Raw genomic sequence first — 26,711 nt, 5'->3', positions numbered from 1 at the left:
CTGATTCCGGCTCTTCTTCATGACTATCACTTTCAACTAAGGTTATCAACCTGCTTAGCCCCTTATCACTATGCTGACACAGCCAAAGAGCTTCCATTAGCCGGTAGCACCACACAGCCGCCCCCACCCGTGCCAGTGAAGTAGATTGCCGATGTGAAGGTATGGGACAGATCTGTGTGATAGTCGCAGTTCCCGGACGCATCGGAGCATCTGTTCCATACCTCCACAGCGGCGTCCTAGTTTACGAACCCCACATTTACTTGTGCCCGATAAATCCTTTCGCTGTCAGCGTCTCGGCACAGAGTACCGCTCCGCCTGCCGCACCTCTCACCGTATTATGGGAAAGGCCTATGAACTTAAAGTCATAGATGGCGTCTTCTCTCAGCCGCCCGATGGTTACGCCCATCCCATGTTCATAGTCCACGTCGAGCGTAACCTGCGGACGGTCGTCATCGGCCAGATACTGCACGAACTGCTTCGGGGCGCTCGGAAGTCCGGCCTCCTGCGGAAATCCTTTGAAGCCCGCCAGACGCTCGATGAGCTGCTCCTTGGTCGGCTTCTTTTCAAAATTGATGAACACGGCTGCCGTATGCCCGTTAAGCACCGGCACACGCACGCACTGGCAGGATATCTTAGGCAGTTGGGCTTTCACTATCTCGCCGTTTTCTACCTTTCCGAGCACACGGAGCGGTTCCTGCTCGCTCTTTTCCTCTTCTCCGCCAATGTACGGGATAATATTTTCCACCATCTCAGGCCAGTCCTTGAACGTCTTTCCCGCACCTGAAATAGCCTGGTACGTCGTCACGACGACCTCTTTCGGTCCAAACTCTTTCCATGCTGCAAGGCACGGCGTATAGCTCTGTATAGAACAGTTCGGCTTTACCGCGATGAATCCCCGGGAAGTGCCAAGCCGCTGCTTCTGTGCCTCGATAACTTCAAAATGTTCCGTGTTAATCTCCGGAACTACCATCGGGACATCCGGTGTCCAGCGGTGAGCGCTGTTATTGGATACGACAGGTGTCTCTGTCCTGGCATACGCTTCCTCGATGGCTTTGATCTCCGCCTTCGTCATGTCAACTGCGCTGAACACGAAATCAACCGATTCTGCCACCTTATCCACCTCATTTACATTGGCGACGACCAGTCCCCTGACCGCATCCGGCATCGGTGTCGCCATCTTCCAGCGGCTGCCCACGGCAGCCTCGTAGGTCTTACCTGCCGATCGCGGGCTTGCAGCGACTGTCACCACTTCAAACCATGGGTGGTTCTCAAGCAAAGCGACGAAGCGCTGCCCGACCATACCCGTTGCTCCTAAAATACCGACTCTCAGTTTCTTTTCCATCATCATCGTCTCCTTCCGATGCGCAGCAGGGGATATCCCTGCCGACAGGGCCTGCCCCTATATCTGCTTCTATTCTAATATTCTTCCATATATTTTCTGTAAAGGGCAATCGTCTCTTCCATGGCACTCCTGCCTGGAGCCCCTGTCGTAATCCGCTTGTTCACACATGTCTCGAGGCTGATTGCCTCATAGATATCTTCTTCAAATACGTTTGATATCTCCTTGTATTTGTCGAGCGGAAGTTCATCAAGTGAGATTCCCTGCTCTATGCACGTCAGGACGAGCTGTCCTACGATTCCGTGGGCATCCCGGAATGGCACCCCGTGGTTTACGAGATAGTCCGCGGCATCTGTCGCGTTCGTAAAACCATTCTTCGCACTCTTCTCCATCCGTTCATTCTTAAATTCCATTGTCCTTATCATGCCGGCAAACAGTACAAGACATCCCTTTGTCGTATCGATGGCGTCAAATACCCATTCTTTATCCTCCTGCATATCTTTATTATATGCGAGAGGAATTCCCTTCATCGTGGCAAGCATGGCATTCAGCGCCCCATATACCCTTCCCGTCTTGCCGCGGACAAGTTCCGCGATGTCCGGATTCTTCTTCTGCGGCATGATGCTGCTCCCGGTACTGTACGCATCATCAATCTCTACGAACTGATACTCATTGGAATTCCAGATAATCACTTCTTCGGAAAAACGGCTCAGATGCATCATAATCGTCGAGAGCGCCGACAGTAGTTCTATCAGGTAGTCCCGGTCAGACACGCCGTCCATGCTGTTGAGCGTCGGACCTCCGTCAAACCCGAGCAGCCTTGCCGTATACTCTCTGTCGAGCGGATAAGTCGTACCAGCAAGCGCGCCGGAGCCGAGAGGACACGTATTCATCCTTTTATAAATATCCCGAAGCCTCTCGTGGTCTCTTCGAAACATCTCAAAATATGCTCCCATATGATGGGCAAGCGTAATCGGCTGAGCCTTCTGGAGATGTGTAAAGCCAGGCATATATGTATCGATATTGTCTTCCATAATTGAAAGTATGGCCTGCAGCAGCTCCTCTACCTGGTTATCCACCAGATGAACCTCATCTCTCGTGTAAAGCTTCATATCCAGCGCCACCTGGTCGTTCCTGCTCCGCCCTGTATGGAGCTTCTTCCCCGGTTCACCTATCCGGTCGATGAGCGTCGCCTCCACAAAGCTGTGGATATCTTCATACTTATCGGATATCTCGAGACGTCCGCTCTCCACGTCGTCCAAAATGCCTTCCAGTCCCTGGATAATCTGGTCTTTCTCGAAATCAGTAAGGATACCCTGCCTTGCAAGCATCATCACATGCGCGATACTTCCTTTTATATCCTGGGCGTAGAATCTTTTATCAAATGAAATCGATGCGTTAAAACTGTATACAAGCTGGTCTGTCTCCTTCGTGAAGCGACCGCCCCATAACTGTGCCATATGGTCTTCTTCCTTTCGTGTAGAATCATTGTAAAAGATTTTATCATATTTCTGTATAAAATCAAACGAAAACATATTATTTTGCATTTTTATATGAAAATTCACATCCGCAGTAATCCTGCCTGTACAGCCCGAACTCCTTTGAGAGCTCTATGGAACGTTTATAGCCGTTCTTTTTCTTAAAATCCGACTGCAGATACGTGACACCAAATTCCTTTTCAAGCTTCACACCGATATCGTTCAGCCTGTCCGCGTTTTTCAGCGGGCTTATGCTGAGCGTCGTAGTAAAATACTCGAACCCTCCCTTTACAGCAAGCTCCGCTGCTTCCCTGAGCCTCAGCTCATAACACTTCAGGCAGCGTTCCCCGCCTTCTTTCAGATGTTCCATCCCGGCAGCCATCTCATAGAACCTTTCTCTGTCATAGTGGCCGGCGATGAATGAAACAGGGTATCTCGTATCCATCTCGCCAATCAGCGTCTGCTGTTCCAGAATCCGCTTCGTGTACTCGCTTTCGGGATATATGTTGGGATTGTAATAGAATACGGTGATGTCGAAGCAGTCGCTCAGATATTCCAGCACATAGCTGCTGCACGGTGCACAGCAGCTGTGCAGCAAAAGCCGCGGTACTTTCTTATCGCCTTTCAGCCTTTCGATCAGTTTGTCGAGTTCTTTCTGGTAATTCATCCGTCTGTTTCCCCTTGCGTAATTGTCTTTGCCCGGCAGTATGCACCGGGATTACTGTATTTATTTAGTATATGGCATTTCAGCAGAAGGCGCAAGCCTCGTTTTTGCACTCCCCCATATGAGCTTTGCTGCTGTCCCCTCCTTCTCTGATGTATCATACTTCAGTTTCCATCTGTGGATTCTGGCGATATCCTGACAGATGGCAAGGCCATAGCCATGCGGTCCTAATACAGCCTCTTCTCTTGGCCGGATCGAAACTCCATTCCAGACGCAGAGCCCTTCCGCGTCAGCCGTGACCTTCACGTCCCCGCCGGCATGCACGGCATTGGAAATCATATTCTCCAGCAGGCAGCGTACCAGCGTCGGCTCACCGTTTATGCTCTGAATGTCTGCCTCTAATTCAATACCCGGATATGTCCGCTTTAAATCCTCCAGCATATCACGGATATCTATAGGGACAAAGGAAAGCGCTCCTTCCTTGACATTGCCCATGATCAGCAGATTATCGACCACATCTTTCATGCTGCGTGCACTGCCGACAATCTGTTTTGCCGCAAAGAACCGGTCCTCCTCCGTAATATTGCCCATCATGATATACTGTGCATACCCCTGTATGCCTGTCAAAGGCGTTCTCAGCTCATGGGCAATCTGATTCACCGGCCGGAATATCCGCTTCATCGTTGCATAGAGCATCACTCCGATAACGGCACATATAAGTATGCCCGCTGCGGCCGCACCGTAGAATTTCCTGTTCTGGAGCTCATAAAACGGCTGTATGTTCTCCATATAAGTAATCTTCAACCGCCGGCTGCCACTCGTGGCATCGTCATTGATATATAAATGCTTTCTGCCGCCATACGTCAGGAAGCCAAACCGTCCCTCCGGCATATCGTCCATAGCAATCTTATCTGTAAGCGTGATATCTCCGTAACGCACATCCAATAATATGCCCGCTTTTTCATACCTATTGGCCATATAACTGATATCCGTCCTTATATGACCCCCGTCCAGCTCCTGTATCGACTGTAATGCATATGCAATCCCCTGCTCGCTGTCAGACGCCCGTTTCACCAGATAGCCCAGGTCATTTCTGAAAGAGACGGAAACCATCGTAAAAAGGCATATGTATACTACGATGACAAAGAACGAAAACGTCACAAGAAAATTTTTCTTCCAGAGCTGCATCTTTACATCTCCAATCTATACCCATATTTGAATATGGTCTTAATCTGTTCTTCCAACCCGAGCTTTTGACGGAGACGGCGTATATGCACGTCTACGGTGCGGTCATCTCCATAATAATCCAGTCCCCATGCCAGATCCAATATCTGGCTTCTGGAGAGGGCGATATTACGGTTTTCAAGCAGCACCTTCAGCAGCGTGTATTCCCTGTGCGTCAGCTCTACCGGCTCCCCGTCCCTCTTGACGGACGACCGCCGGATATCGACCTCTGTTCCTCCCAGCGTATAAAGCGTCTGTTCCCGCTGCTCTCTGCGGAGAACGACCTGTATACGGGCAGACAGTTCTTCCAGAGCGAAGGGCTTTACGATATAATCTTCCGCCCCCGCCATCAGCCCCTTTACCCTGTCTGGAATCTCGTCCCGTGCCGTGACACAGATGACAGGGATGTCCTCTGTCTCTTTCATCACCTCAAAACCGTTCATGTCCGGCAGGCTGATGTCCAGCAGTATGAGCGCCGGCCGCTTCTTCTCCACGACTTCAAGGGCCTCACGGCCAGTATATGCCGGAAGCCCTGTGTGCCCCATCATTCTCAATGTCCTCTGTATAAGTTCATTGATGCTTTTATCATCTTCTACGATCAATATCTCTGCCATCTCTCTGTCTTCCTTTGCGCCTCAGTCTTTCGGATGGTCGGAGGTCTCATAGGCCAGCGCACCTATTTCTTCCAGCTGTTCCGCGGTCAGATCCGATATGACCGCCTTATCCGGGTCGATATCGTATTTGCCGCAGATCTCTTCAATCACGTCTCTTCCCCCGCCGAAAGCGTAGACCTCGTCAAGATAGATTTCCAGAGACATTGTCGCGTCCGAATAGCCCCCGTCATCCTCTATCGCCTTCTTATCCTCATGCTCTTCCAGCAGCGGATTGGCGCCCATATCTTTCAAGAGCATGAGAACTTCTTCGTAATTACGCATTTGTGCCGTCACATCCTTCATTGTTACGGTCTCATAGTCCGCTCCGAATTTCCGGCACACTTCCTGGCCTATGGCCTCATAACTGTCATTCAATACATCTTTGTATAATGTGTCGTCCTCCCACGGTACATTTATCTTAGGGACATCCTGCCCCTCTGAGCCTATTTCCGTCTCCTTTTCCGCTGCCTTCGCCACGTCCCTTAAAGCCCTGGTTCTGGAATATGCGATTCCTGCCCCCATACATGCCGTCAGACATACGACCAGACCGGCTGCTGTCAATGCTATCCTGTACTTTTTCCAAAACTGTTTCATATCATCTGCCCCTTTCTTCCATTTGTGATGGTTTGTTCTTTCTCTACAATCCCATCATATGGGAGACTTGTTTCAGACTTATTACGTAGGCACCCTTTTCTCATTTTCACATAAACTAACTATATATCATCCAGGCTTAGGAGGTTTCCATGGATCAAATATTAGAGCTTCGGCATATCCACTACGCCTATCACAACATGGAAGGTGAAACCCCTGCCCTCATCGACATTTCATTTTCCATGAATAAGGGGGAGTTCGTGGCGATTGTCGGACCATCCGGCTGCGGCAAATCCACCTTGTTATCCATTATATCAGGATTGATAGAGCCGGAAAAGGGGCTGATTAAAATCAACGGTAAATACTTAAGAGAAAGTACCACCAATATTGGCTATATGCTTCAGCATGACCAGCTCTTTGAATGGCGAACGATATACAACAACGTGATACTCGGGCTGGAAGTCCAGCATATGCTGTCGGCAAGAAGCAAAGAGAAAGCCCATGAACTGCTGGACACTTACGGGTTAAAGCAGTTTGAGAACGCCAAGCCATCTGAATTATCCGGCGGCATGCGCCAGAGGGCTGCTCTTGTACGTACGCTCATCCTGGAGCCTGATATCCTGCTTCTGGATGAACCGTTTTCAGCTCTTGATTACCAGACTCGTTTAAATGTCGGGGATGACATCGGACAGATTATCCGAAGAGAGAAAAAGACGGCAATACTCGTAACTCACGACCTTTCAGAGGCCATCTCGCTGGCGGACAGGGTAATCATCCTGACGGACCGCCCTGCAACGATCTTGCAGACGCTGCCTCTGAAATTTGATTTAGAAAAGGACACTCCGCTGAACCGGAGAAATGCCCCTGAATTTAAGACATATTTTAACTTAATATGGAAGGAGTTGAACACGAATGAGTGAATTGTCCGCCGGTCAGCGGCACTTCCTTTCCCAACAGAAGCGGCATAGACGAATCGTCAGCGTATCCCGTGTCCTCATACTACTTAGTTTCCTTTTTATATGGGAATTTACAGCAAATGTAGGCATCATCGATTCTTTTATCTTCAGCAGCCCTTCCAAGATAGCCCTCTGCTTCTGGGGAATGCTTATGGATAAAAGTATATTTCTTCACATAGGAGTCACCCTGTATGAAACCATCCTAAGTTTCATCCTCGTAATTGCCATCAGTATTCTGATGGCAGTTGCACTTTGGTTCAGCCCGAAGCTGTCAGAGATACTGGACCCTTACCTGGTCGTCCTGAACAGCCTGCCAAAGTCAGCGCTGGCTCCTCTCCTGATCGTATGGCTGGGAGCCAACACTACCACGATAATCGTAGCCGGAATGTCAGTTGCGGTCTTCGGCAGCATACTGAACCTGTACACGAGCTTTACGACTGTAGACCCTGAAAAGATAAAGCTCATCTATACGCTGCACGGTTCCAAGTATCACGCGCTTACCAAGGTAGTCATACCAAGCTCGATACCGTCCATCATCAGTACGATGAAAGTCAATATAGGGCTATGCCTTGTAGGGGTGATTATCGGAGAGTTCCTGGCCGCAAGAAACGGTCTTGGATATCTCATTATATACGCAAGCCAGACATTCAGCTGAGTGGGGAAAGTGAGACGGTTCCATATCCAATAGGCAAGCTTTACCTTTCTATCAAGTTTTCACCGCAATGTATACATACGTCCGGCCTAAGCGTAACGGGAATAAATGTATGGCACCTGGGACACTTGTGGAAGCACGCTGCCACTGTCACGGCTGCAATGCCACACAGGATAGCACATAAAGACAATGCAGCCACCGCCATCTGCGGCAGATGGCTGAACATTTTGCACGCCCCGCCACATAGCATCGTTATCCCGGCCAGCACCGCAGCCGTACGCCGGCATGTTTTCATCGTCATTCTTACCGCCCCCCCTCAGACATCTCATTCCCCAAACCCTGATTCTATCAACGCGGCCAAGGATTCCACTGCCTTTTCTTCATCCTCCCCTTCCGCCATAATCTCTACATCCGTGCCCTTCCCTAAGCCCAGAGCCAGCAAGGTTATGATAGATTTGGCGTTTGCCGGTTTTTCATCGTTCGACAGATCTTTTATTTTTATCTTGGAAGTAAATTTCTTGGCCATTGCCACAAAATCTGAGGCAGGACGTGCGTGAAGTCCTGTAGGATTGATAATTTTAACCGTTTTTTTGTACATAAAAGCACCCTCTCGTCATAGTTGGATTATTTTTCCTGTTTCTTTGCAATTTGCGCTTCCATAAAGGCGGCAATCTGTTCCGTACTGTCCCTGGCAAGGACGCATTCTTTTACAGCAGCTAACTCTTCTGCCGAGAATAGGGACATCACCTGTTTGACGGCTGCTATCCGGGACGTGCTCATACTGAGCTTTCTGATTCCCATTCCGGCAAATATAGGCGCAAAGACCGGATCTCCTCCCATTTCTCCACAGACGCCTACTGTCTTGCCCTGTTCTGCAAATTTCCGGCTTACATGGTCGATGAGACGCAGTGCGGCCGGGATGCCGGCATGATAATACTTTACAATCTGTGCATTTTGACGGTCTGCCGCCGAGAGATACTGAAGCAGATCATTCGTTCCGATGCTGGCAAAGTCGACATATCTGGCCGCCTCTTCTGCCAGCACCGCAATGGCAGGTATTTCTATCATAATGCCAATCTTTGTCTCCTCATCAAACGGAAGGCGGTCTTTTTCCAGCGACCGTTTTGCGGCTTCCAAAGCCGCGAGGGCACGGCGTATGTCGCTTATGCTTCCGACCATCGGGAACATGATCCACAAGTCACCGTGAACCGATGCCCGCAAAGCCGCTCGCAGCTGCGTATTAAACAGCTCCTCATAATCCAGACAGAGACGCAGCGCCCTGTTTCCAAGAAACGGGTTTTCTTCTTTCGGAAGCTCAAAATATGGCAGGACCTTATCACCTCCGATATCCAGTGTGCGCAGCGTAACCGTCTTACCGCCCGATTTTTCAAGCACATTCCGGTACGCCTCATATTGCTCCTCCTCGGTCGGCATATGGTCTGAATCCATGTATAAGAACTCGGTGCGGAACAGACCGATATAATCGACATAGGGGAGCAGCCTCTCCTCTTCCTCAGTCAGCGCGCCGATGTTGATGCCCGTCATAACAGAGACATGGTCGCTCGTGCGGCAAGGTCTTTTAAGGAATTGATTCTGGATTTCTTTTTCCTGCATGAAACTATTTTTTGCACGCGTTGCAGCAAGCAGCTCTTCCGGAGTGGGAGCATAGATGATTTCTCCAGACAATGCATTCATAATAATCTTTTCCCCGTCTTTCAAGCATTCCACAGCCTGGGGTACGCCTGAAATCGCTGGAATACCATAGCTTCTTGCAATGATGGCGGTGTGGGATGTATCACCGCCGATCTCTGTAATAATCCCCTTCACATGTTTACGGTCGATTGCAGCCGTGTCAGACGGCAGCAAATCATGGGATATGATAATCGCATCCGGCGGCAGCTTGGCAAGATTCTTCTCAGGAGTACCGGACCGTATCCGTAACAATCTTTTTTTCACGTCCAGCAGATCTGCTGTTCTGGCGCTGATGAGAGGATCTTTCGCTTTTGAAAGAAGGTCGATAAACTGTGTAAATGATGACTCGATTGCCCAGTCAAGAGTATAACACTCTTCTATCGCATCACAAATACATTCTTCCAGTTCTTCATCTTCCAGCATTTCCTTATGTGCCGCAAATATTTTGGCCTTTCCTGGATCTGTCGCCTGTAGTTTCCGCTGCAGCTGCAGCAATTCCTGCATTGCAGTCCGCTTCAGATCCTGAAATTCTTCCAGCGTCAGCGCCACCTCTGATCTGGCAATCGTGTGCTCTGTAATATGTATTTCAACCGGTGAATACGTATAGGCCCTCCCGATTGCTATTCCTTCCGAGATACAATTCCCTTGGTATTTCATCACTATATTTCCTTTCTTTCCGGCAAACTTAATATGCTGATTTCAAGATACCGATAATATCTGACCGGGCAGGGCATACCGGATTCGTATCACAGCACGCATCGCTAAGAGCTTTCGCGGCAATCGTTTCAAAGTCCTCTTCCCTTACCCCCAGATTATGTAACGGTATGTCGGTACCGATTGCTTTCGACAGCTGTCTGACTTCGGCTATAAAAGCGGCCGCTCCACGGCCGGCAGGCAGGTCTTTGGCTTTTAACGGTTCGATAGCCGCGTACAGTTCTGCATACCGTCTGTCACATTGACGTTTGTTGAAATGCATGACATGGGGAAGCAAGACTGCATTTAAAAGTCCGTGGGGAAGATTATACAGGCCGCCTAATGCATGGGCCGTGGCATGTACGAGACCTACGCCGCCATTGCCGAAAGCCATTCCAGCCATATATTGACCGTATACCATATCATCACGGGCATCCAGGTCGCCCGGGTCCGTTACGGCCACGGGCAGGCTGCGGAATATGTAACGGACAGCAATGCGCGCCAGCTCATCTGTCAATTTGTAGGAAGCAGTTGATACATAGCACTCTATCGCATGCGTCAGGGCGTCCATGCCGGTCGCCGCCGTCAGGTCCCGCGGCAGTGTCAGCATCAGCTCCGGATCGTCTATGGCGACACTCGCCAGCGCATTGACGCCTTCAAAGATCAGCTTTGTATTTGACCGCGTGTCAGTCAGCAGAAAGCAATTGGTAATCTCGCTCGCTGTGCCGGCCGTTGTATTGACCGTGATAACAGGCGCTCCTTCGTTTGGAAACCGGTCCACCCCGGCATATTGCTCTATCGGGGCAGGATTGGCCGCCAAAACTGCCACTGCCTTGGCACAGTCGTGCGCGGACCCCCCGCCAAGGCTGATAACGCCGCCGCACCCAGTTTCGGCATATAGAGAAGCGGCCTCATTTACACTATCCAAAGTAGGGTTTGGCCGAACCTTGTCATAGATAACCATGTCAATCTGCTTTACGGCCAGCAGGCGGCGGATACGAGATGTTATATCCGTGGAAGCAAGATACGTATCTGTGATGAGCAGGAAACGCCTGGCCAGCCTGGATGCCTGTTCCCCTATTTCATTCAGGCTCCCTGCACCCAGTACAGAGACGCTGGGCAGATAAAAATATGAAGTTGCTGACATTTTAAAATCCTCCTTTTATTCATTGATTTCTGATAGAATTGTAATGACTTCTTCCGGTGTCCGGGCCGTTAGCAGACGTCTGCGCAGATCATCCTGGCGCAGAATATTTATAATTGCAGAGACGGCATTGACTTGTGTAGGAACATCCGTGATACCGATCATGACAATCAGCCTCACCGGATCGTTCTTTTCGTGCAGGAAGCAGACCGGGGGATCCGGTCTTAATATGCTCAGGCAGAATTGCCGTACTCCGTCCGTCGGAGCAGCATGTGCAAGTGCAATGCCCGGATAGAATACAAAATAAGGTCCGTTCATTTCAACAGAACGTTTGATCGCTTCCACATATTCCGGGTGGATTTCCTTGTTTTTCAGCAGAGGAATGGCTGCTATTTCCAATGCCTCACGCCAGCTTCCGCACGGCACGTCAAGAATAATATGGTCCGGTTTCAGAAGTTTCGCAAACGGGATATTTATGACCGGCTTTGGCGGAATCTGTCTATTCGTATCTGACAGCTGCTTCTGCCTGTGTACGTCCACCAAAGCCTTCTGGATGGCGATGATGTCATCGTCTTCTAAATTAGGAGAAACCGTTACCCAGTTGATATGATCGGCTTTTAGAGGAACGGTACTGATCAGCAGGTCAAAATCATTTTTGGCAATGATGTCCTGGAGCTTGTGTGTTGCCGTTATGTCTGATATTTCTAGATTAAAGGTCTGCAATAGCCGGTTGGCCAGATAGTTTCCCGTTCCGATGCCTACATGGCATAAGACGATGACACGTGGTTTGGACCATTTTCTCGTCTGGTTTTCCAGCTCGGCTACTATATATACTAAAATGTAGTACATATCCGTATCCGTGCAGCGGCGGCCAATGCTGCTTTCAATGATTCCTATATGGTCTTTCACCGCCTTGTATTGTATCGGATAATTCTGAATTATTTTTTCATCAATTACCGTATCTTTCTCGATAGCATTATTGCGGATGCTCCAGATATGCCTTGTCAGTGAAATCGCAAAATTCTGATTATTTGAAAAGCTGCAGTGCAGGTCATGTTCTATTTCCTGTAAAAACTGCCACACTTCCATATAAAAATACAGATCCACGGAGTGTTCAAACTTCTGCAGCAGATCAAAATGGCATATGTGCAGCCGCCAGGCCAGATAAAGAACTTCATTGTCACTATACGTGATACCGATAGAACGCTCTGCCTTTGAAAGCATAAAACGGGCAATGTCGCCGACAGACACGTTCATCAGCTGACTATCGAAGGTAAAGGATGTCCCAATCTCTTTTCCTGTTTTTAACCTTTTGCATAATAAGGCAAACGTAAATGCTGTCTGCTTATAAAATGTATCCGCGATGGTAATGCCAAATTGCCGTTCTGCCTCCTGCACTATGTTCAATACATCCGGAAGCAGTTGTCTCAAGTTCAAAATCAAATCAAACAAATAATGGGATGTCCCTGCTTCGTCCTCAAAGGGATTCCAGTTTTTCAGGTAAGGAAAGCATGTGTTCAATAGGATCTCCTGGCGCTTAGGCTCCTCTATCTGCAGACTGTACCCGCGGTTCATGCTCTGCTTGAATGCTACATGGTACTGACTGAAATATAATTTCACCTTTTCAATATCGTTCAAGATCGTAGCCCTGCTTACGAACAGCGTATCACATAATTCCATCACTGTAACCGGACGTTCCGCGTCAAGCAGGATTAAGACAATAGAAAGTATACGGTCATCAGGAGAGAGATGGTATTCATAGAAATTGCTTGTGTTAATGCGCGACAGAATCTGCTGCGTCTCGTTATCTCCGCCGGTATACGTTATTCCGGTAGACGTGCGTTCGATGATTTCCTCGATTCCTATTTGAGCCGCAAAATCCTCTAATGCAGTACAATAATTCCGGATGGAGCGTGTGCTTACATCCAACAGGTCGGACAGTTCCTTATAACTTCTGCCGCGGTTTGGGCATCTCATGATTTCATGAAAGAACTCTTTTTGCTTTTTATTTATACTCATATCACATCACTCCTTTCCGTTTAGGATTTGGTGATTATGCTTATAATATTCTCATTCTGCTTTTAGCATTTGACAAACTCATTATATTATCCTTTTCCAAAACCGGGAAGTCTAACTTCCTTCCAAAATATTGAACAAATCTGGACGTTCAAATCGCGGTAGATTCTGCTATAATTACCAACAACAAAGGGTGCTCTTGTTTAATTCATTTGAAAGGAGGGATATATAGATGATACATAAGGAATTCATATTTACTGATTTAGAAGGCAGCACGAAGGAACAGGTCATCACTCAGCTGGCAGACCGGCTGCTGGCCGCCGGTTATGTGAAGGACTCTTACAGAAATGCAGTTTTAGAGCGGGAAAAAGAATACCCGACGGGCCTCTCTCTAGGAGAGTACTGCATCGCGATTCCACACACATTTGCAGCTCATGTGAATCAGCCGGCTATTGCGGTTGCAAAACTAGCAAGCCCTGTCTCTTTTGCGGAAATGGGATCGGCAGATAACGCTCTGGATGTCTCATTAGTTATGATGATGGCAATCTCCAATCCTGAAGAGCAGGTCGGCCTGTTGAAAAAAATCTTGCGTCTGTTTTCTGACGTGGATGTCCTGAAAACGCTGATGGCAAGCAGTACGCCTACTGAAATGTATGAACTGCTGCGGCATATCGACGAACCATGATATGCCACGTTGAAGAACTAGTGCCTCACGGCGTTAATACGCCACTATATGGCGCTAGGCTATGCGCAGGAACAGAACGAGGAATGAGAAAGGAGGAAACAAAATGCTGTTTAAAAAGAAAAATCGACTTTCCGCCCCAAATGAGGCGGAGGCACCGCTAAGAGGTATCGGAAAGACGGTCCGGGTGTTGTCTGTATGTGGTTCCGGCACAGTCAGTTCCACTATGATAGCCGTGAAGATGCAAGAACGCTTCGAGGCGCTTGGCTATCGCTTTGAAGCCACGGAAGTAAATCCCGGAGGCGTCAAAATGGCACTTATGTCCGGACAATATGATTTTATAGCATATACAAGTCCTGTGGAAGATGACGTTGACATACCCAAAATCAATGCCGTCAGCTTCATGACCGGGTTTGCAGAAGATGCATTTATGGATGAAGCCCTGAAAGTGCTGGATGAACTTGGAAAATAAGAAAAGGAGGAAATAAGAGATGTTAGAAACTTTATCGAACGTATTTGATACTTTTGGTGCATCCGTGTCAGTTCCGGTTATCATCTTCATCATAGCGATTGTAATGAAGGCAAAGCCGAACAAAGCGTTCCGTTCGGCTTTGCTGGCAGGCGTGGCCCTGACCGGCTTCAGCCTGATGATCAACGCGTATATGCCGACAATCAGCGGTATTGTAGATAAGATGGTAGATAATACAGGGGTGAATCTGCCCGTATTGGACGTAGGGTGGCAGGCGTGTGCCCTTGTCGCATACTCCACTAAAATCGGCATGGCCTTTTTAATTGTCGCTATTGTCCTGCAGATCATCTTGTTTATCACAAAATGGACAGACATATTTATGCCGTCCGACTTGTGGAATACATATTCATTCATGTTATGGGGCTCTACGCTGTATATGGCTACTAAAAATGCATGGCTGTCTATGGGGCTGATGATATTGATGAATCTCTATATACTGCTGTTTGCAGAAGTGCTGGCGCCTTGCTTTTCAACCTATTATAATTATCCGGGCTGTGCCTTGACCGCACCGCATCATGCGGAAGGCGTCCCGTTCTATATCCTCGTAAACTGGATTATGAATAAGCTCGGATTAAATAAAGTCAACATGGATTTAAGCGCAGTCCAGAAGAAATTGGGACTTTTCGGCGAACCGATGGTGCTTGGATTATTTATCGGCTTCATTCTTGGATTTATCGGGAATATACGTGAACTGGACAGCCTTGCCACCTGGGGCGAGATAACGACGGCGGCAATCAGCACCGCTGCAGTGATGGCTATCTTCCCCAAAATAGCCTCCCTCTTTGCCGCGGCTTTTACACTTTTGACCGAATCTACGAAAGGTACGGCTAAAAAGCATGGCAAAGGCAGAACGTGGTACCTGGCAGTAAACGATGCAACCGGATATGGCGAACCTGCCACGATCATGGTCGGAACCTTGATGATCCCAATCATGCTCGTATTGGCTTTCCTACTGCCCGGCAACCGCGCGCTTATTATGGTCGACCTGATTGCAATGCCGTACTGCATGATTCCGATGATCAGCATATCCAAAGGAAACATGCTGAAAACATTGATTGGTACCATCTTATATTTTTCATTGGCATTATATGTATGGGGATGGATGGCCGACCTGTATACCGCCGTAGCCGTAGAAGCAGGATTCACCTTGACAAGCGCGACCATGCTCATCACATGTACGTGCTTCATGCCTCTCCTGGCCCTGCTGTTCGCGGCATTCCTGTCACAGAATGTAATCATCATCGCGTTGACCGTGATTGTCTATTTTGTCCTTTATTTCTTATACAAGAAGAACAAAGATGCGGTTACGAACTATATGCTTACATGTAACGATGTAAAACCGGCTGGAGGAGTGGTATGACGATGATGAATGAAGCCCCTCCGGTCCGCCGCGTCGTCGTGGTCGGAGATGCATATGTATCTCCGGCCGTCCTTCAAGAGGCGGCAAAGGCACTTCCTTTCTCTCCTATAGAGATCATTCCCTTTATGTGGGGGACCGGGGATAAAGATGAATTTAGCGAAATGCAGACAAAGCTTGAGCACGATGGCCCGGATGCCGTCCCGTATCCGGAAGGGCTTCAGGACGCGGTAAAGACCGCCGACCTATTGATGGTGCATTTTTGTCCCGTTCCTGAAAAGCTTGTCCTCAACGCACGCCGTCTGAAATTAGTCGGTATATGCCGTGGCGGTTATGAGAATATTGATGCATCCGCGCTCAAAAGGCAGGGCATCCCATTGATTCATATCATCCGGAATGCGGAGGCCGTCGCGGAATTTACACTCGGGATGATGCTGGCGGAGACACGGAACATTGCCAGAAGCCACAAAAAAATATGTGACGGCCAATGGCCGGTCGGCTTCTCTAATGCCGGGTTTACCTCAACACTTAAGAATCTGACTGTCGGAATCATCGGCCTTGGAAATATCGGTGCACTGCTGGCCAGGAAACTGCACGCGCTCGGCGTAAAAGTAATCGGCTACGATGCATACCTGACGGCAGACGCTATCAGGCAGCTGCCGGCAGTCCCAGCGGACTCTATGGAGGATATCTTCCGACAGGCGGATATCGTCTCACTGCATTTACGGCTTACAGCCGAAAACAGAGGCATGATCGGGCCTGAATTGTTGAGCCTGATGAAACGTACCGCATATCTGATTAATGCATCCCGCGCGGGATTGATTGACGAGTCCGCTTTGCTTCACGTACTGAAAGACCACAGCATTGCCGGAGCCGCTCTGGATGTGTTTGAGCATGAACCCTTAAGCGCGGACCATCCATATCTGACTCTCGATAATATTACACTGACTCCGCATATGGCCGGAGACACTGTCGATTCGATAGCAAACTCACCTTTCCCGCTCGTTCAGGCTATCACCGAATACTGGGAAACAGGAAACAGCAGAAATGTGTGCAATTTATCATAACTTTTTATCAATGACAAGGAGGCAGCAGCTATGTTAATGGAACAAGAGAGAACCGAGATTGTAGCGTATCTGAAAATGTTAATCACACACCGGCTGACCAAGGGAACCGGGGGGAACATCAGCGTATACGACAAAACGCTTAACTTCATGGCGGTCAGCCCAAGCGGCATGGATTATTTTAAACTGGAGCCTCAAGATATCGTAGTCATGGATTTAGATGGGAATATCATAGACGGAAAGAGAAAACCTTCCAGCGAATATGAAATGCACAGCATCTTCTACCGGGAAAGAAATGACATCTGCTCCGTAGTACATGCCCATAGTCCCTACGCCAGCGTTCTCGCATGCCTGAACTGGGATATTGAACCGTGTACTTATCTCATTGGTTCTGCCGGGAAAAATGTGCGATGCACAAAGTACGAAACCTTTGGTTCTCCAGAATTAGCGGCAAGCGCTCTGGAAGGCATGAAAGACAGATATGCCGTACTGCTTGGAAATCACGGCCTCCTGGCAGGCGGAGGAGACCTTGCAGCCGCTTTTGATAATGCCGAAGAAATTGAATTCTGCGCTGAAATCTATTATAAATGTAAGGCGGCCGGTAATCCGGTATTGCTCAGCGACAGCCAGATGGATACGGTACTGAAAAAATTTGAGACATATGGTGTGCAGCCGGAGGTAGACTCCTAATGAAAAAAGTAATGTTCTATGATCCGAAAGATATCCGTATCGAAGAATGCCCGGTTCCAAAGCCGGGCTATGGAGAAATCGTCGTCCGGAACAAGGTGGCTCTTACGTGTGGCACAGATGTCAAGACATATATGCGGGGATATCCGGGAGATATCCCGCCCTATGGGTTTGGTCATGAAGCCTCCGGGGTCGTGTACGCCGTAGGGGAAGGAGTGGCCGGCATATCCGTGGGCGACCGCATCGTATGTCATAATTCAGCCCCTTGCCAGACATGCTTTTATTGTAAGAAGGGAATCCACTCCATGTGTGACGACATGTTATACAATATGGGCGCCTTCTCACAGTATCAGCTCATTCCGAAAAGAATTGTCGACCAGAACTCATTTATCCTGCCGGATACGATGTCTCATGAAACGGCGGCCCTGATGGAACCTTTATCCTGTGTCGTGTTCGGGGCAGAACGCGTAGGCGTGCAATTGGGAGATACGGTTGTCGTGAACGGCGCCGGCCCTATCGGATTGATGTATATAGCCTTGCTGGTAAAAAAAGGAGCGCAGGTCATTGCAACGGACCTGTCGGAGACGCGTCTTAAGTCGGCCAAAAAACTGGGGGCCTTTGCAACGGTTAACGCTTCGAACGGGGAGGCGGCTGCAAAAGTCAAGTCATTGACGCCCGGGGGACGAGGCTGTGATATTGCCATCGAGGCGACCGGCTATCCGGAGGTGTGGGAACAGAATATACTTATGGCCCGCAAAGGCGGGACTGTACTCTTATTTGGCGGGACGAAAGCCGGCACGCAGTTGATTGCCGACGCCAATCTTGTCCATTACTCTCAATTGACGATAATGGGGCTGTATCACACTGCCCCGCGGTATACGATGGCGGCATTCGAGCTGCTGAAAAGCAGCGCCGTCAAAGCGGAGGATTTCATCTCTGGGAGCTACGCTTTGGATGAGATTGAAACTGCGATACTGGAACATGCAAAAGGAACGTGCATCAAGAATAAAATCTTATTTGATGTATAGAACCAGACAATGAACGGAGGACGATACGATGGCTGCTCTGCTGTGTGCATTCGGTGTATGCTTTGTTTTTAAGGGATTATTCATGTTCGTGGGACGGATGGTGCCCAGGAATGTTATGCTCAGACTGCAGGATAACGAGGAGCAATTAAAAGGATGGTGCCATGGCACAGGTACCGTGCATATTTTGTGGGGCATCTGCGCGGTCCTGATCTGGTGTGCAGACAGATATTCTCAGTATGCACTTAACATCATGGCTGCTGTGATTACATGTGCAGTCATAAGCATAATGATATCCTTCTGGACAACATACAGATACTCGAATAGATAGCCCCAAACAAGCGCCGGCGGACCTCCTATCTCCCAAGTCCGCCGGCGCTCCATATTTCATTGCAGCTACTTGCTTCAGCTACTTAGTTACATTACTTACCGTCCATTTCCCATGTCCTCCGCTTCCATTGAAATATATCCTGCCCTGCTGTCGTAATTTTCTGATTCGGTAATTGGCTGCAGTAAGGCTGATATGTTCGATTTCTGCTATTTCCTTTGCCGTTATACTGGGATTTTCCCTCATATATGCTATAATTCTTTCCCGCTCGGCTTCCTTCCTGGATGCATATGCAAACTCATTATCCAGCGGTATTTCCAATGTCGGCCCCATATAGAATCGTAACATCAAATGATCCTCAAATACTTCCATGCTTTCAATATTGCCAAGCATTTCCGACAGAACCGCCTTACGAATGATATCATCAGCAAGCCGCTTCGCTATTTTATGCATTCTCTGTTCTGCCTCGTTATGATTGTGCTCTGTTTGCTGGCAGATTTCTAATTCAGCCTTCAGATTTTGCAATATTTCATCAAATTCAGCCTTCTTGCTCTTATAATCTTCATCAGATATAATTCCATCCAGCAGCTTATCTAAGAGCTTTTGCCTCAAATCCGCCTGCCTCTGTATTTTTGTTTTCAGTGCTCTGATTTTCTCCGGCGGCTCCTTTTTAACGAGAACTTCTTTTAAAACTGATACTGCCTTATCTTGAAGCTGCATACAATCTATCCCATAATTTTGATAATAAGTATCGCACGCTCCTTCCAAAAGGACGAACAGCTTCTGTTCTTCCAGATGTATATTGTCACAGCCTTTGCCATCTATCTTAGGTGCTTTACGCATTTGGGGCCGGGCTTTCATGCTGTCATTCCTTCCGTAGCGTAAATAGTTCCGGCATTTCCATTCAATTATCTGGGCATGATCCTTAAAACGGCTTCTGTACGTTCGATAATAATTGCCGCCACACAGGCCGCAATGTATTTTTCCGGATAGCTCATACTTTCCTGCGGCCATTTTAGTGCGACTGTTCTTCGTACGATATGTGCCGGCCCTTTCATCCATTGCCTTATTCGCTTTCTGCCACGTATCTTCACTGACAATGGCGGGAACCGCTCCTTTATGGACAATCCATTCCTCCTCCGGCACCTTCAGTTCCTGCTTCAATTGGAAATCAAAATGACGTTTATTTTGTACAACCGTTCCACATCGGATTGGATTCCTGATAATTCTTCTGACAGCCTCCTCATGGAAAAGGCGTCCTTTTCTGTCCCGGTACCCTTCGCTTGCCAAAACCGATGCGATTCTCCCGCATCCCATCGACTGGCATAGATGAAACATCAGGCGTATCACTTTTGCTTCCTCCTCTACAATTGCAATTGATTTATCCGGCAGCTTCTCATAACCGTAAGTTCCGGACGGAAGAATAAAAGACTCTCCGCGCCTTTGCCTGCTTCTGTGTGCATTATTGATCTTCTTCGACAGGTCTTTGCTGTATTCTTCAGCAAGAATCGCTTTGATCCCCGTTATCAAAGCATCATCCGTTGTATAGAACTTTCGTTCCATATACATGTACAGCCTTTTTCCATTCGTCACGAGACGGTCGACAAACAGATACCAGTCCTTCGTGTTGCGCATCAGCCGGTCCTGGCTCTTGATCAGGACCACATCAAACTTATCCGACTGCAGATCATCAAAAAGGCGCTTGTACTCCTTTCTCTTTTCTGCCGTAGTTCCGCTCTTTGATTCAATATACTCGTCAACGAGCATCCAGCCATTTTCCTTCACACTGTCTTTCGCCTCGATTACCTGTTGTTTCAATGCCTCCTTCTGGCTCTCTTCTTCTGTGCTGCAGCGGCAGTATATCACAGTCCTGATCATACTTCAGCTTCCTTTTGAAGCAGTTCTTTTCCTTTCAGCTCTTCCTCAAGGCTGATCAAGTGTTCCTCGGCTAACAGGCGCAGTATTTTGAATAGGATGCTTTCTTCTTTTATCCGTATCGCATTCTTTCCTGCAGTAGACTTTTCTGGCATATTGTCACCCACATCAGTTATGGTCTTTTCAATATATGAATGTGAAGATTCTATTTATTCTATTTCACTTCCTGTAATGGCTAATCTCCGGAACCTGAACTGGATGCCGCTGCAGCGGAAGCCGCAACAGCAGCACACATTGCCGCCTGCTGTGCCGCCATCAATGAGATTGTGCTGCTGATTGCCGCCGTCGTCATCACCGGACTGGACTCCTGGCCTATGTAGCTGCTGGCCAGCAGCATTCCCGCATACATAAGCCGTTGTTTTTTTCCGATTCCCCATACTCCGAAGCCCTTCTGCCCGGACAGGAAACCATCCACTTCAACCAGCTCCTCTACGAGAGCATCCTGCTCCATCGGCAGTAATGCCAGCACTCCTAAGCTAGACAATTCATAGCTCGTGCCATATTTATACCCTTTCCCTTTCAGGCTTTTGTATAATTCTATCGTTCTTTTACATTTCTCCTGGGCACTGCCTTCTCCAAGCGCCAGCACATGGCTGAGAGACTGGACGGCATTTCCTGAATAGAATTCCGTTTTCAGTATCTTATAACACAGTTCTGTCTCTTTTGCTATCTGTTCGTCTGTAAGCTCAGACAGTGCTAAAAGTGAGGCAAACACGCTGTCTTCCCCCGACGTCAGAAATGGGTGCTCCGCTTTCATAAGATCATAAATATGCCTTGTACGGGCGGCAATTTCATCATATAAGCCAGGCGACGTTATATCGGCAATAATCATAGATGCCAGTGGCAGATACGATGAGGAAAAGAAGAAGCCTTTCAGAGAATGATAGACTTGAAGCGTTTTCTGAAGCTTTCCTTCCGGATTTCCGTCTACAGCCAGCATAGATATCATGGGAAGCTTGACAGTCCCTCTGAAATTAGAAAATACACCGGTCTGTTCATTTAAAATATCTTTGCAGCGTCTCATCTGCCCCACATCCGCCAGCTAGCCTTTATCTGTGAAGATGGCTGCGCAGACCGGATATATATAAGCGCTGTCCCACGCAAATCCGGCTTTTATCCTATCCCTGTTGTCAATGAATTTTTCACATAACAAAGTCAAGTCTTGTCTCATATGTTCTACCTCTCTGACATTTATTTTTTTACCGCCATGCTGATTCAAAGTCCAGGCCGGGACTTCATATATATGATTTTACCATAGATTCAGACACGGTACAACGCAGTAATAGCTAGAGCCCGGCTCGTCATGGTATTCATACTGTCTAAATCCCCTCCCAGGTCTTTAAACTCGACTGGCTCCTGATGTCCATCGTGCTTCTCTGCATCATGGCAATGGGGTTGTATTCGCTCATAAACTTTCTGGAAAAGATTTATCTAAAACGGGTATGACTTTGTTGCTCCACAGAGAACAGATGATTATATATGTGCCGGGCCTGGCCCATCAAACGCACAAAACAGCTGCGGTTTACCCACAGCTGTCTACATAGCCTTCTTTATTAACGTCCTGTCTACACTTCCACGATTTCCCCGGCCCTGCTAAGTCCATATCCGCCGGCAGCCTCTGCTTTTTCCTTAAACCAGCTGCTTTTCAGCACTTCAATAAAAGCCTGTACTTCCGGAAGATCCAGATTCTTCTTTTCAATGGCAAAATCATATTCTTCCTCACCCACCGGAAGGAAATCAAGATCCATCGCCCTTGCCGCGGAATAGATTCCCATACCTGCATCTGCATCTCCATTCCTCACAAGAGCCGCCACTGCCATATGCGTGGATGCCTCTTTATCATATCCGTCGATTTCCGCCGAATCAATCCCTGCTTCTTTCAATTTATAGTCGAGAAATACCCTCGTTCCCGCTCCCCTCTGCCGGTTTACATAGTTCACCCGTGTAAGGTCGCTGATTCCTTTTATTCCCAGCGGATTTCCCTTTTTTACGATGATGCCCTGGATCCGCTTCACTCCTTTGACTAATACCAGCTTTCTGTCTGTAAACAGCCGTTTCAGATAAGAGATATTATAGACGCCTGTCTCCTCGTCCAGAAGATGTGTGGGCGCCAGATGCGTTTCCCTGCGCTTTAAAGCCATCAGCCCTGCCATGCTGCCCACGTGGGTGCTGGAAAGATACATCCCCGGATGGGCGAGGGGCATCCTATCTGCCAGAATATCCAGAATCAAGTCATGGCTTCCGACCGCCACCACCGTATGGCTGATCTCCTCCATATCCCTGAATAGTTCCACCCTCACCGTCTCACCGGCCTCGTAACCTTCGCTGTTCTTATCTATGATACAGAACCCGTCGGCGCGGACAAGACTCATGGCTGCCCCTGCCCCCCTGGCAAGTGGGGATGCCACAAAGCGTCCGTCAACTTTTCCCACCTTCACACGCACATACTCCTTATGTTTCAGCGAGGAGACGAGCCGTTTCGACAAAACAGCTTCCATCTCATTCCTACGGGACTTCATTTCCCCGGAATATAAATCCATAACCGGTCGGACAAAATTTTCAAAATCAATATATGCAGATACAGGATATCCCGGCAGCCCGATAACAGGCTTCCCTTCTACAACAGATAGAATCACTGGTTTTCCGGGCTTGATGGCCACCCCGTGGACAAGGACCTCCCCCAATTCTCTTAAGATATGCACCGTATAATCTTCTGTACCCGCACTGGAACCAGCGTTGACAATGACGATGTCGTTTTCCCTTACAGCAGTCAGGACAGCCTCTTTTATCTTTTCATAATCATCGGGCACTGTCGCATAGCGTCTCGGGACGCCACCGCCGCTTTCAGTCATGGCGGCGAACATCCGGGAATTGGATTCGATGATATCCCCTTCCCCCGGCTCCTCGTCCGCCTCAATGATTTCTGTACCTGTAGGGATTATGCCTATTTCCGGTTTCTTCACGACTTCTATCTTGACAATCCCGCCGCTTAAGAGAACACCGATATCAATGGGGCGTATCTTTGCATTTCCTGCCAGAAGCATCTCTCCTGCCACGATATCCTCCCCCACAGGACGCACATGCTGCCAGGCCGGGGCCGGGCTTATGATTTTCACACTGTCCTCTTCTGCTTCCAGCACATCTTCTGCCATGATTACAGCATCATAGGGCATACGTACCGGATCCCCAGTATCTACGACGAGGTAATCCTCCCCCTGTCTTAACACCTGGGGGCTTGCTTCCGAAGCCATTGCCGTATGTGCAGAAATGACTGCAATCCCATCCATGGCCGCCGCATTATAGAGAGGGGAGCAGTATTTCGCATGCACCGCCGATGCGGTTATCCTCCCAAGGCTTTCCTCGGTCCTCACCCACTCGGCCTTCCGGCTCATCACTTTCAGCACCGCTTCTTTATAGACAGCCGTCGCCTCATCTATCGGAACGGTATTCAGGTATATGTTTCTCCTGCCCATATGTCTTCCCCTTTCTCCTGTAAGTTAAAGCTGATATACGGTTACGTGCTCTCCCCTTTTAAGTCCTTCTGCATGTTCCCCGGTGAGCACGTACCCGTCTGCCTTTGTAAGCGTAGTGATGAGGCCGGAGCGGCCCAGTACCGGGACGGCCAGGTTCTCTGCGCCCTTCCCCCTCTCGATCTTCACGAGCTGGCATGTCTGTCTGCCGGGTGCCGCCGGCACATTCGTAGACATCACTGCCGGGATGCCAAAGGCTTCTTTTTCTCCTGTCAGATTCCGCCACAGCCATCCTGCCAGTATTTCAAATACTATCATGGCTGCAGCCGGATGGCCCGGGAGGCCGAGAAGCAGCGTCTCCGACGGCTTATCATAGCCGGTGATTGTCGGTTTTCCGGGCTTTAAAGCAAGTCCATGGGTGAACACGCCTTCACTTGCAAGCTCTTCTATGACAGAGGCCGTCACATCCTTTTTCCCCTGGGAACTTCCTCCTGAGACGACCACGATATCGCTGTCCGCCATAAAGGCTTTCACAGTATGCATAAGAAGTGCCCGGTCATCCCTTAAGACAGTCTCATGCCGTACCCGGAAATTCCATTTCAAAGCCTGTGCATGGAGGCCGTAAGTGTTGATATCTCTTACCTGCCCCGGATATGGTTCATCCGAAGGAGATACGAGCTCATCCCCTGTAGAGATAATCGAGATGCAAAAAGGCTCATACACCGGCACTTCTGTAATACCAAGAGCCGCCAGCGCTCCTGTCTCCTGGTGTCTTATTTTCCTGCCCCTGGAAAGGATAAGCTCACCCGCCTTCATGTCTTCTCCCGGCTGTACCACATTAGTGCCGGGGGCTGCGGCCTTATATATTGCAGTCTCATCACTTGAAAACAGCTCACAGTATTCCACCATGACCACAGCGTCCGTGCCGTCCGGCACCATCCCTCCGGTGGGGACATAGACGCACTCCCCTGCAGCCACCTTCATTTCTGCCGGCTGTCCCATCTTGACTTCACCGGTAATCTTTAAAAACACCGGCATATTCTCCGATGCCCCTCCTGTATCCAAAGCCCGTACCGCATAACCGTCCACCGTGGACCTTCGGAACGCAGGCACAGGTTCTTCTGCACGGATGTCTTCCGCCAGCACATATCCTGCCGCATCCAGGATTCCTTTTACAGCGGATTTCCTTCCTTTTTCCTTAAGCACGTCCGTAAGTTTCCCACGGGCCTCATCAATAGTATCCACCTTAAGCAGCTTCATCTTTTTACAAACCTTCCTTTTTCCATGTAATGCATCTCATCACAGAGCCGGCAGATATGATCCATCTGATGGTTAACAATCAGCCATGTGACAGGCCTTACCTTCTGTATCTCGCCTATCATCCCTGCAAACAGCTCCTCGCTCTCAGAGTCCAGATTGGACAGCGTCTCATCCACCATGATCATTCTTGGTTTAAAAATAACGGCCCGGAGGAACGATAGCTTCTGCCTTTCTCCGCTGGAAAGCGAACGGGCATACTGCCTCTTCTGTTCCTTCAGCCCGACGCGGGAGAGCATCCTGTCAATCTCTTCCTCATCCGGTCGGATGCCCCGGATTTTCAGCGGATATATGAGATTCTCATACACTGTCGTATGCATAAGATAAGGCCGCTGGAACATCATCGTGATATCCCGGGGCGAGAGGCCGTCATAATCGACGGTCCCCGTATCCGGTGGAAGAATCCCGGCCGCTATCTTCAGAAACACGGTCTTGCCGCAGCCATTTGGCCCCACGATGCCGTGTATCTTCTCAGGCTCTATATATAAATCATCCACTTCCATATGGAACGTTCCGATTGTCTTCTCAAGATCAGTAATTCTCATCTTCCTCCCCTTCTTTCTGGAGCAGGTCGCAGATCCACTGCAGTATAAAAGCCATGACAAGCAGCACAATGCCCAGGGCAACCCCTTCCGTAAATATCCCCTGGCTCTTGAGGAGGGAAATCGTAGTCGTCATCGTTCTTGTCCTTCCTTTTATGTTCCCCCCTACGAGCATCACAGCCCCTACTTCACTGATGGACCTTCCGAACCCTGTCACCATGCAGAAATAGATTTCCTTCCGCAGTTCTCTTATGATCAATCTGGCGGTCTGCCATCTGTCAGCGCCCATGGTGGCAGCAAATACTCTGATTGACGGTGCCGCCTTCCTGGCATAAGAATAGATCATGCCGCTGATGATAGGCGTGATAATCAGAACCTGGGCGATAACCATACCCTTAATGGTAAATAACAGCGACAGAGGACCTAAAGGCCCTCTCCGCATAATCAGAAGGTACACGACCAGGCCTGCCACGACCGGAGGCACCCCCATTAGAGTCCTGTTGATGCGGACGACGATTCTTTTGCCGGGGAAGGAAAAACGCTCCAGCAGAAGCCCGAATAGAATGCCAAGCACGGAGGAAATGGCAGTCGAAGAAACCGCCATGATGAATGTCACCTTGACAGCGCTCATAATTCCGGTATCTGACACTATACTTTTCAGCCATTCCCACAT

Annotated in this window: 27 protein-coding genes and 1 pseudogene; 10 read left to right on the top strand and 18 right to left on the bottom strand. The window is 48.8% G+C overall.

Annotated features, from left to right (window positions below; translation table 11 throughout):
* Positions 1-256: 256 nt before the first annotated feature.
* From asd to HMPREF0980_RS04265, 6 genes are all read right to left on the bottom strand, one after another.
* Positions 257-1,342: an aspartate-semialdehyde dehydrogenase gene (asd, locus tag HMPREF0980_RS04290; protein WP_049727876.1), complete on the bottom strand. Its 1,086-nt coding sequence runs from the start codon at positions 1,340-1,342 to the stop codon at positions 257-259.
* 74 nt (positions 1,343-1,416) lie between these two features.
* Complete coding sequence (gene argH / locus HMPREF0980_RS04285; protein ID WP_049728323.1) at positions 1,417-2,799, bottom strand: argininosuccinate lyase; 1,383 nt, start codon at positions 2,797-2,799, stop codon at positions 1,417-1,419.
* 76 nt (positions 2,800-2,875) lie between these two features.
* Positions 2,876-3,484 carry an epoxyqueuosine reductase QueH gene (locus HMPREF0980_RS04280; RefSeq protein WP_049727875.1) on the bottom strand — a complete coding sequence of 203 codons (609 nt, stop codon included), beginning with the start codon at positions 3,482-3,484 and terminating at the stop codon, positions 2,876-2,878.
* A gap of 60 nt (positions 3,485-3,544) precedes the next feature.
* On the bottom strand, positions 3,545-4,669 hold the full coding sequence (locus HMPREF0980_RS04275; RefSeq protein WP_049727874.1) for a sensor histidine kinase: 1,125 nt from the start codon (positions 4,667-4,669) through the stop codon (positions 3,545-3,547).
* A 2-nt stretch (positions 4,670-4,671) separates the two neighbouring features.
* Positions 4,672-5,319: a response regulator transcription factor gene (locus tag HMPREF0980_RS04270; protein ID WP_049727873.1), complete on the bottom strand. Its 648-nt coding sequence runs from the start codon at positions 5,317-5,319 to the stop codon at positions 4,672-4,674.
* Positions 5,320-5,340: 21 nt separating this feature from the next.
* The gene (locus HMPREF0980_RS04265; protein ID WP_049727872.1) at positions 5,341-5,952 is read right to left on the bottom strand and encodes a hypothetical protein; all 612 of its coding nucleotides are present in this window, start codon (positions 5,950-5,952) and stop codon (positions 5,341-5,343) included.
* 149 nt (positions 5,953-6,101) lie between these two features.
* On the opposite strand from HMPREF0980_RS04265, the gene HMPREF0980_RS04260 reads away from it, so the two are divergent.
* Together HMPREF0980_RS04260 and HMPREF0980_RS04255 are read left to right on the top strand one after the other, a co-directional pair.
* Entirely contained in the window at positions 6,102-6,869 is a 768-nt protein-coding gene (locus HMPREF0980_RS04260; RefSeq protein ID WP_049727871.1) for an ABC transporter ATP-binding protein, read from the top strand.
* Positions 6,862-7,560, top strand: coding sequence for an ABC transporter permease (locus tag HMPREF0980_RS04255; RefSeq protein WP_242847330.1), 699 nt, complete (start codon positions 6,862-6,864; stop codon positions 7,558-7,560). The genes HMPREF0980_RS04260 and HMPREF0980_RS04255 overlap by 8 nt, the downstream gene beginning before the upstream one ends.
* Before the next feature lie 40 nt (positions 7,561-7,600).
* Here the strand turns inward: HMPREF0980_RS04255 and HMPREF0980_RS04250 are convergent, their stop codons facing one another.
* From HMPREF0980_RS04250 to HMPREF0980_RS04230, 5 genes are read right to left on the bottom strand one after another with little or no spacing between them, the layout of a single operon-like run.
* On the bottom strand, positions 7,601-7,858 hold the full coding sequence (locus HMPREF0980_RS04250) for a hypothetical protein (protein WP_049727870.1): 258 nt from the start codon (positions 7,856-7,858) through the stop codon (positions 7,601-7,603).
* Between the two features lie 24 nt (positions 7,859-7,882).
* The gene (locus HMPREF0980_RS04245) at positions 7,883-8,155 is read right to left on the bottom strand and encodes an HPr family phosphocarrier protein (RefSeq protein ID WP_049727869.1); all 273 of its coding nucleotides are present in this window, start codon (positions 8,153-8,155) and stop codon (positions 7,883-7,885) included.
* A gap of 26 nt (positions 8,156-8,181) precedes the next feature.
* Positions 8,182-9,906, bottom strand: a complete 1,725-nt coding sequence (gene ptsP, locus HMPREF0980_RS04240) for a phosphoenolpyruvate--protein phosphotransferase (protein ID WP_049727868.1) — start codon at positions 9,904-9,906, stop codon at positions 8,182-8,184.
* A 28-nt stretch (positions 9,907-9,934) separates the two neighbouring features.
* Positions 9,935-11,089 carry an iron-containing alcohol dehydrogenase gene (locus tag HMPREF0980_RS04235; RefSeq protein WP_049727867.1) on the bottom strand — a complete coding sequence of 385 codons (1,155 nt, stop codon included), beginning with the start codon at positions 11,087-11,089 and terminating at the stop codon, positions 9,935-9,937.
* 15 nt (positions 11,090-11,104) lie between these two features.
* The gene (locus HMPREF0980_RS04230) at positions 11,105-13,105 is read right to left on the bottom strand and encodes a BglG family transcription antiterminator (protein WP_049727866.1); all 2,001 of its coding nucleotides are present in this window, start codon (positions 13,103-13,105) and stop codon (positions 11,105-11,107) included.
* 229 nt (positions 13,106-13,334) lie between these two features.
* On the opposite strand from HMPREF0980_RS04230, the gene HMPREF0980_RS04225 reads away from it, so the two are divergent.
* The 7 genes from HMPREF0980_RS04225 to HMPREF0980_RS04195 all read left to right on the top strand — a co-directional run bounded on the left by HMPREF0980_RS04225 (position 13,335) and on the right by HMPREF0980_RS04195 (position 18,777).
* Positions 13,335-13,787 (top strand): PTS sugar transporter subunit IIA, encoded by a 453-nt coding sequence (locus HMPREF0980_RS04225; RefSeq protein WP_049727865.1) that lies wholly within the window; start codon positions 13,335-13,337, stop codon positions 13,785-13,787.
* A 103-nt stretch (positions 13,788-13,890) separates the two neighbouring features.
* Positions 13,891-14,256 (top strand): PTS sugar transporter subunit IIB, encoded by a 366-nt coding sequence (locus tag HMPREF0980_RS04220; RefSeq protein ID WP_084002646.1) that lies wholly within the window; start codon positions 13,891-13,893, stop codon positions 14,254-14,256.
* A 19-nt stretch (positions 14,257-14,275) separates the two neighbouring features.
* Positions 14,276-15,673 (top strand): PTS galactitol transporter subunit IIC, encoded by a 1,398-nt coding sequence (locus HMPREF0980_RS04215; protein WP_049727864.1) that lies wholly within the window; start codon positions 14,276-14,278, stop codon positions 15,671-15,673.
* Entirely contained in the window at positions 15,670-16,737 is a 1,068-nt protein-coding gene (locus HMPREF0980_RS04210) for a 2-hydroxyacid dehydrogenase (protein WP_084002645.1), read from the top strand. The genes HMPREF0980_RS04215 and HMPREF0980_RS04210 overlap by 4 nt, the downstream gene beginning before the upstream one ends.
* 30 nt (positions 16,738-16,767) lie before the next feature.
* Positions 16,768-17,424 carry an L-fuculose-phosphate aldolase gene (locus HMPREF0980_RS04205; protein ID WP_049727863.1) on the top strand — a complete coding sequence of 219 codons (657 nt, stop codon included), beginning with the start codon at positions 16,768-16,770 and terminating at the stop codon, positions 17,422-17,424.
* A complete protein-coding gene (locus tag HMPREF0980_RS04200; RefSeq protein ID WP_049727862.1) occupies positions 17,424-18,449 on the top strand; it encodes a zinc-binding dehydrogenase in 1,026 nt (341 codons plus the stop codon). Before HMPREF0980_RS04205 ends, HMPREF0980_RS04200 begins: the two co-directional genes overlap by 1 nt.
* A gap of 28 nt (positions 18,450-18,477) precedes the next feature.
* The gene (locus HMPREF0980_RS04195) at positions 18,478-18,777 is read left to right on the top strand and encodes a hypothetical protein (RefSeq protein ID WP_049727861.1); all 300 of its coding nucleotides are present in this window, start codon (positions 18,478-18,480) and stop codon (positions 18,775-18,777) included.
* A 78-nt stretch (positions 18,778-18,855) separates the two neighbouring features.
* Here the strand turns inward: HMPREF0980_RS04195 and HMPREF0980_RS04190 are convergent, their stop codons facing one another.
* From HMPREF0980_RS04190 to HMPREF0980_RS04185, 3 genes are all read right to left on the bottom strand, one after another.
* Complete coding sequence (locus HMPREF0980_RS04190) at positions 18,856-20,652, bottom strand: recombinase family protein (RefSeq protein WP_049727860.1); 1,797 nt, start codon at positions 20,650-20,652, stop codon at positions 18,856-18,858.
* Positions 20,649-20,804: a hypothetical protein gene (locus HMPREF0980_RS18860; RefSeq protein ID WP_157039362.1), complete on the bottom strand. Its 156-nt coding sequence runs from the start codon at positions 20,802-20,804 to the stop codon at positions 20,649-20,651. The genes HMPREF0980_RS04190 and HMPREF0980_RS18860 overlap by 4 nt, the downstream gene beginning before the upstream one ends.
* Before the next feature lie 80 nt (positions 20,805-20,884).
* Positions 20,885-21,742, bottom strand: coding sequence for a DUF4003 domain-containing protein (locus HMPREF0980_RS04185; RefSeq protein ID WP_255351346.1), 858 nt, complete (start codon positions 21,740-21,742; stop codon positions 20,885-20,887).
* Positions 21,743-22,038: 296 nt separating this feature from the next.
* Here HMPREF0980_RS04185 and HMPREF0980_RS19890 point away from each other — a divergent pair.
* Positions 22,039-22,155 (top strand): annotated as a pseudogene (locus tag HMPREF0980_RS19890) (ABC transporter permease); the annotation flags it as partial.
* A gap of 119 nt (positions 22,156-22,274) precedes the next feature.
* On the opposite strand, the gene HMPREF0980_RS04180 reads toward HMPREF0980_RS19890, so the two are convergent.
* Genes HMPREF0980_RS04180 through HMPREF0980_RS04165 form a run of 4 tightly spaced genes read right to left on the bottom strand, consistent with a single transcriptional unit; the run spans position 22,275 to position 26,711 of the window.
* Entirely contained in the window at positions 22,275-24,182 is a 1,908-nt protein-coding gene (locus tag HMPREF0980_RS04180) for a molybdopterin biosynthesis protein (protein WP_049727859.1), read from the bottom strand.
* A 24-nt stretch (positions 24,183-24,206) separates the two neighbouring features.
* A complete protein-coding gene (locus HMPREF0980_RS04175) occupies positions 24,207-25,439 on the bottom strand; it encodes a molybdopterin molybdotransferase MoeA (RefSeq protein WP_049727858.1) in 1,233 nt (410 codons plus the stop codon).
* A complete protein-coding gene (locus HMPREF0980_RS04170) occupies positions 25,436-26,041 on the bottom strand; it encodes an ATP-binding cassette domain-containing protein (RefSeq protein ID WP_049727857.1) in 606 nt (201 codons plus the stop codon). Before HMPREF0980_RS04170 ends, HMPREF0980_RS04175 begins: the two co-directional genes overlap by 4 nt.
* Positions 26,028-26,711 carry an ABC transporter permease gene (locus tag HMPREF0980_RS04165; RefSeq protein WP_049727856.1) on the bottom strand — a complete coding sequence of 228 codons (684 nt, stop codon included), beginning with the start codon at positions 26,709-26,711 and terminating at the stop codon, positions 26,028-26,030. The genes HMPREF0980_RS04170 and HMPREF0980_RS04165 overlap by 14 nt, the downstream gene beginning before the upstream one ends.

The organism is Dorea sp. D27 (assembly GCF_001185345.1).
GTDB lineage: Bacteria > Bacillota > Clostridia > Lachnospirales > Lachnospiraceae > Extibacter.
This window is presented reverse-complemented; position numbering and strand designations above follow the sequence as displayed.

What these genes read in the sequence shown, in the direction of transcription:
- HMPREF0980_RS04195 (WP_049727861.1), top strand. Translation starts at nt 18,478, where the DNA reads ATGGCTGCTCTGCTGTGTGCATTCGGTGTATGCTTTGTTTTTAAGGGA.
- HMPREF0980_RS18860 (WP_157039362.1), bottom strand. Translation starts at nt 20,804, where the DNA reads ATGCCAGAAAAGTCTACTGCAGGAAAGAATGCGATACGGATAAAAGAA.
- HMPREF0980_RS04165 (WP_049727856.1), bottom strand. Translation starts at nt 26,711, where the DNA reads ATGTGGGAATGGCTGAAAAGTATAGTGTCAGATACCGGAATTATGAGC.
- HMPREF0980_RS04230 (WP_049727866.1), bottom strand. Translation starts at nt 13,105, where the DNA reads ATGAGTATAAATAAAAAGCAAAAAGAGTTCTTTCATGAAATCATGAGA.
- HMPREF0980_RS04275 (WP_049727874.1), bottom strand. Translation starts at nt 4,669, where the DNA reads ATGCAGCTCTGGAAGAAAAATTTTCTTGTGACGTTTTCGTTCTTTGTC.
- ptsP (WP_049727868.1), bottom strand. Translation starts at nt 9,906, where the DNA reads ATGAAATACCAAGGGAATTGTATCTCGGAAGGAATAGCAATCGGGAGG.
- HMPREF0980_RS04170 (WP_049727857.1), bottom strand. Translation starts at nt 26,041, where the DNA reads ATGAGAATTACTGATCTTGAGAAGACAATCGGAACGTTCCATATGGAA.
- HMPREF0980_RS04180 (WP_049727859.1), bottom strand. Translation starts at nt 24,182, where the DNA reads ATGGGCAGGAGAAACATATACCTGAATACCGTTCCGATAGATGAGGCG.
- HMPREF0980_RS04220 (WP_084002646.1), top strand. Translation starts at nt 13,891, where the DNA reads ATGCTGTTTAAAAAGAAAAATCGACTTTCCGCCCCAAATGAGGCGGAG.
- HMPREF0980_RS04175 (WP_049727858.1), bottom strand. Translation starts at nt 25,439, where the DNA reads ATGAAGCTGCTTAAGGTGGATACTATTGATGAGGCCCGTGGGAAACTT.
- HMPREF0980_RS04250 (WP_049727870.1), bottom strand. Translation starts at nt 7,858, where the DNA reads ATGACGATGAAAACATGCCGGCGTACGGCTGCGGTGCTGGCCGGGATA.
- HMPREF0980_RS04210 (WP_084002645.1), top strand. Translation starts at nt 15,670, where the DNA reads ATGACGATGATGAATGAAGCCCCTCCGGTCCGCCGCGTCGTCGTGGTC.
- HMPREF0980_RS04280 (WP_049727875.1), bottom strand. Translation starts at nt 3,484, where the DNA reads ATGAATTACCAGAAAGAACTCGACAAACTGATCGAAAGGCTGAAAGGC.
- argH (WP_049728323.1), bottom strand. Translation starts at nt 2,799, where the DNA reads ATGGCACAGTTATGGGGCGGTCGCTTCACGAAGGAGACAGACCAGCTT.
- HMPREF0980_RS04215 (WP_049727864.1), top strand. Translation starts at nt 14,276, where the DNA reads ATGTTAGAAACTTTATCGAACGTATTTGATACTTTTGGTGCATCCGTG.
- HMPREF0980_RS04235 (WP_049727867.1), bottom strand. Translation starts at nt 11,089, where the DNA reads ATGTCAGCAACTTCATATTTTTATCTGCCCAGCGTCTCTGTACTGGGT.
- HMPREF0980_RS04260 (WP_049727871.1), top strand. Translation starts at nt 6,102, where the DNA reads ATGGATCAAATATTAGAGCTTCGGCATATCCACTACGCCTATCACAAC.
- HMPREF0980_RS04265 (WP_049727872.1), bottom strand. Translation starts at nt 5,952, where the DNA reads ATGAAACAGTTTTGGAAAAAGTACAGGATAGCATTGACAGCAGCCGGT.
- HMPREF0980_RS04190 (WP_049727860.1), bottom strand. Translation starts at nt 20,652, where the DNA reads ATGATCAGGACTGTGATATACTGCCGCTGCAGCACAGAAGAAGAGAGC.
- HMPREF0980_RS04255 (WP_242847330.1), top strand. Translation starts at nt 6,862, where the DNA reads ATGAGTGAATTGTCCGCCGGTCAGCGGCACTTCCTTTCCCAACAGAAG.
- HMPREF0980_RS04205 (WP_049727863.1), top strand. Translation starts at nt 16,768, where the DNA reads ATGTTAATGGAACAAGAGAGAACCGAGATTGTAGCGTATCTGAAAATG.
- HMPREF0980_RS04245 (WP_049727869.1), bottom strand. Translation starts at nt 8,155, where the DNA reads ATGTACAAAAAAACGGTTAAAATTATCAATCCTACAGGACTTCACGCA.
- HMPREF0980_RS04270 (WP_049727873.1), bottom strand. Translation starts at nt 5,319, where the DNA reads ATGGCAGAGATATTGATCGTAGAAGATGATAAAAGCATCAATGAACTT.
- HMPREF0980_RS04225 (WP_049727865.1), top strand. Translation starts at nt 13,335, where the DNA reads ATGATACATAAGGAATTCATATTTACTGATTTAGAAGGCAGCACGAAG.
- HMPREF0980_RS04200 (WP_049727862.1), top strand. Translation starts at nt 17,424, where the DNA reads ATGAAAAAAGTAATGTTCTATGATCCGAAAGATATCCGTATCGAAGAA.
- asd (WP_049727876.1), bottom strand. Translation starts at nt 1,342, where the DNA reads ATGGAAAAGAAACTGAGAGTCGGTATTTTAGGAGCAACGGGTATGGTC.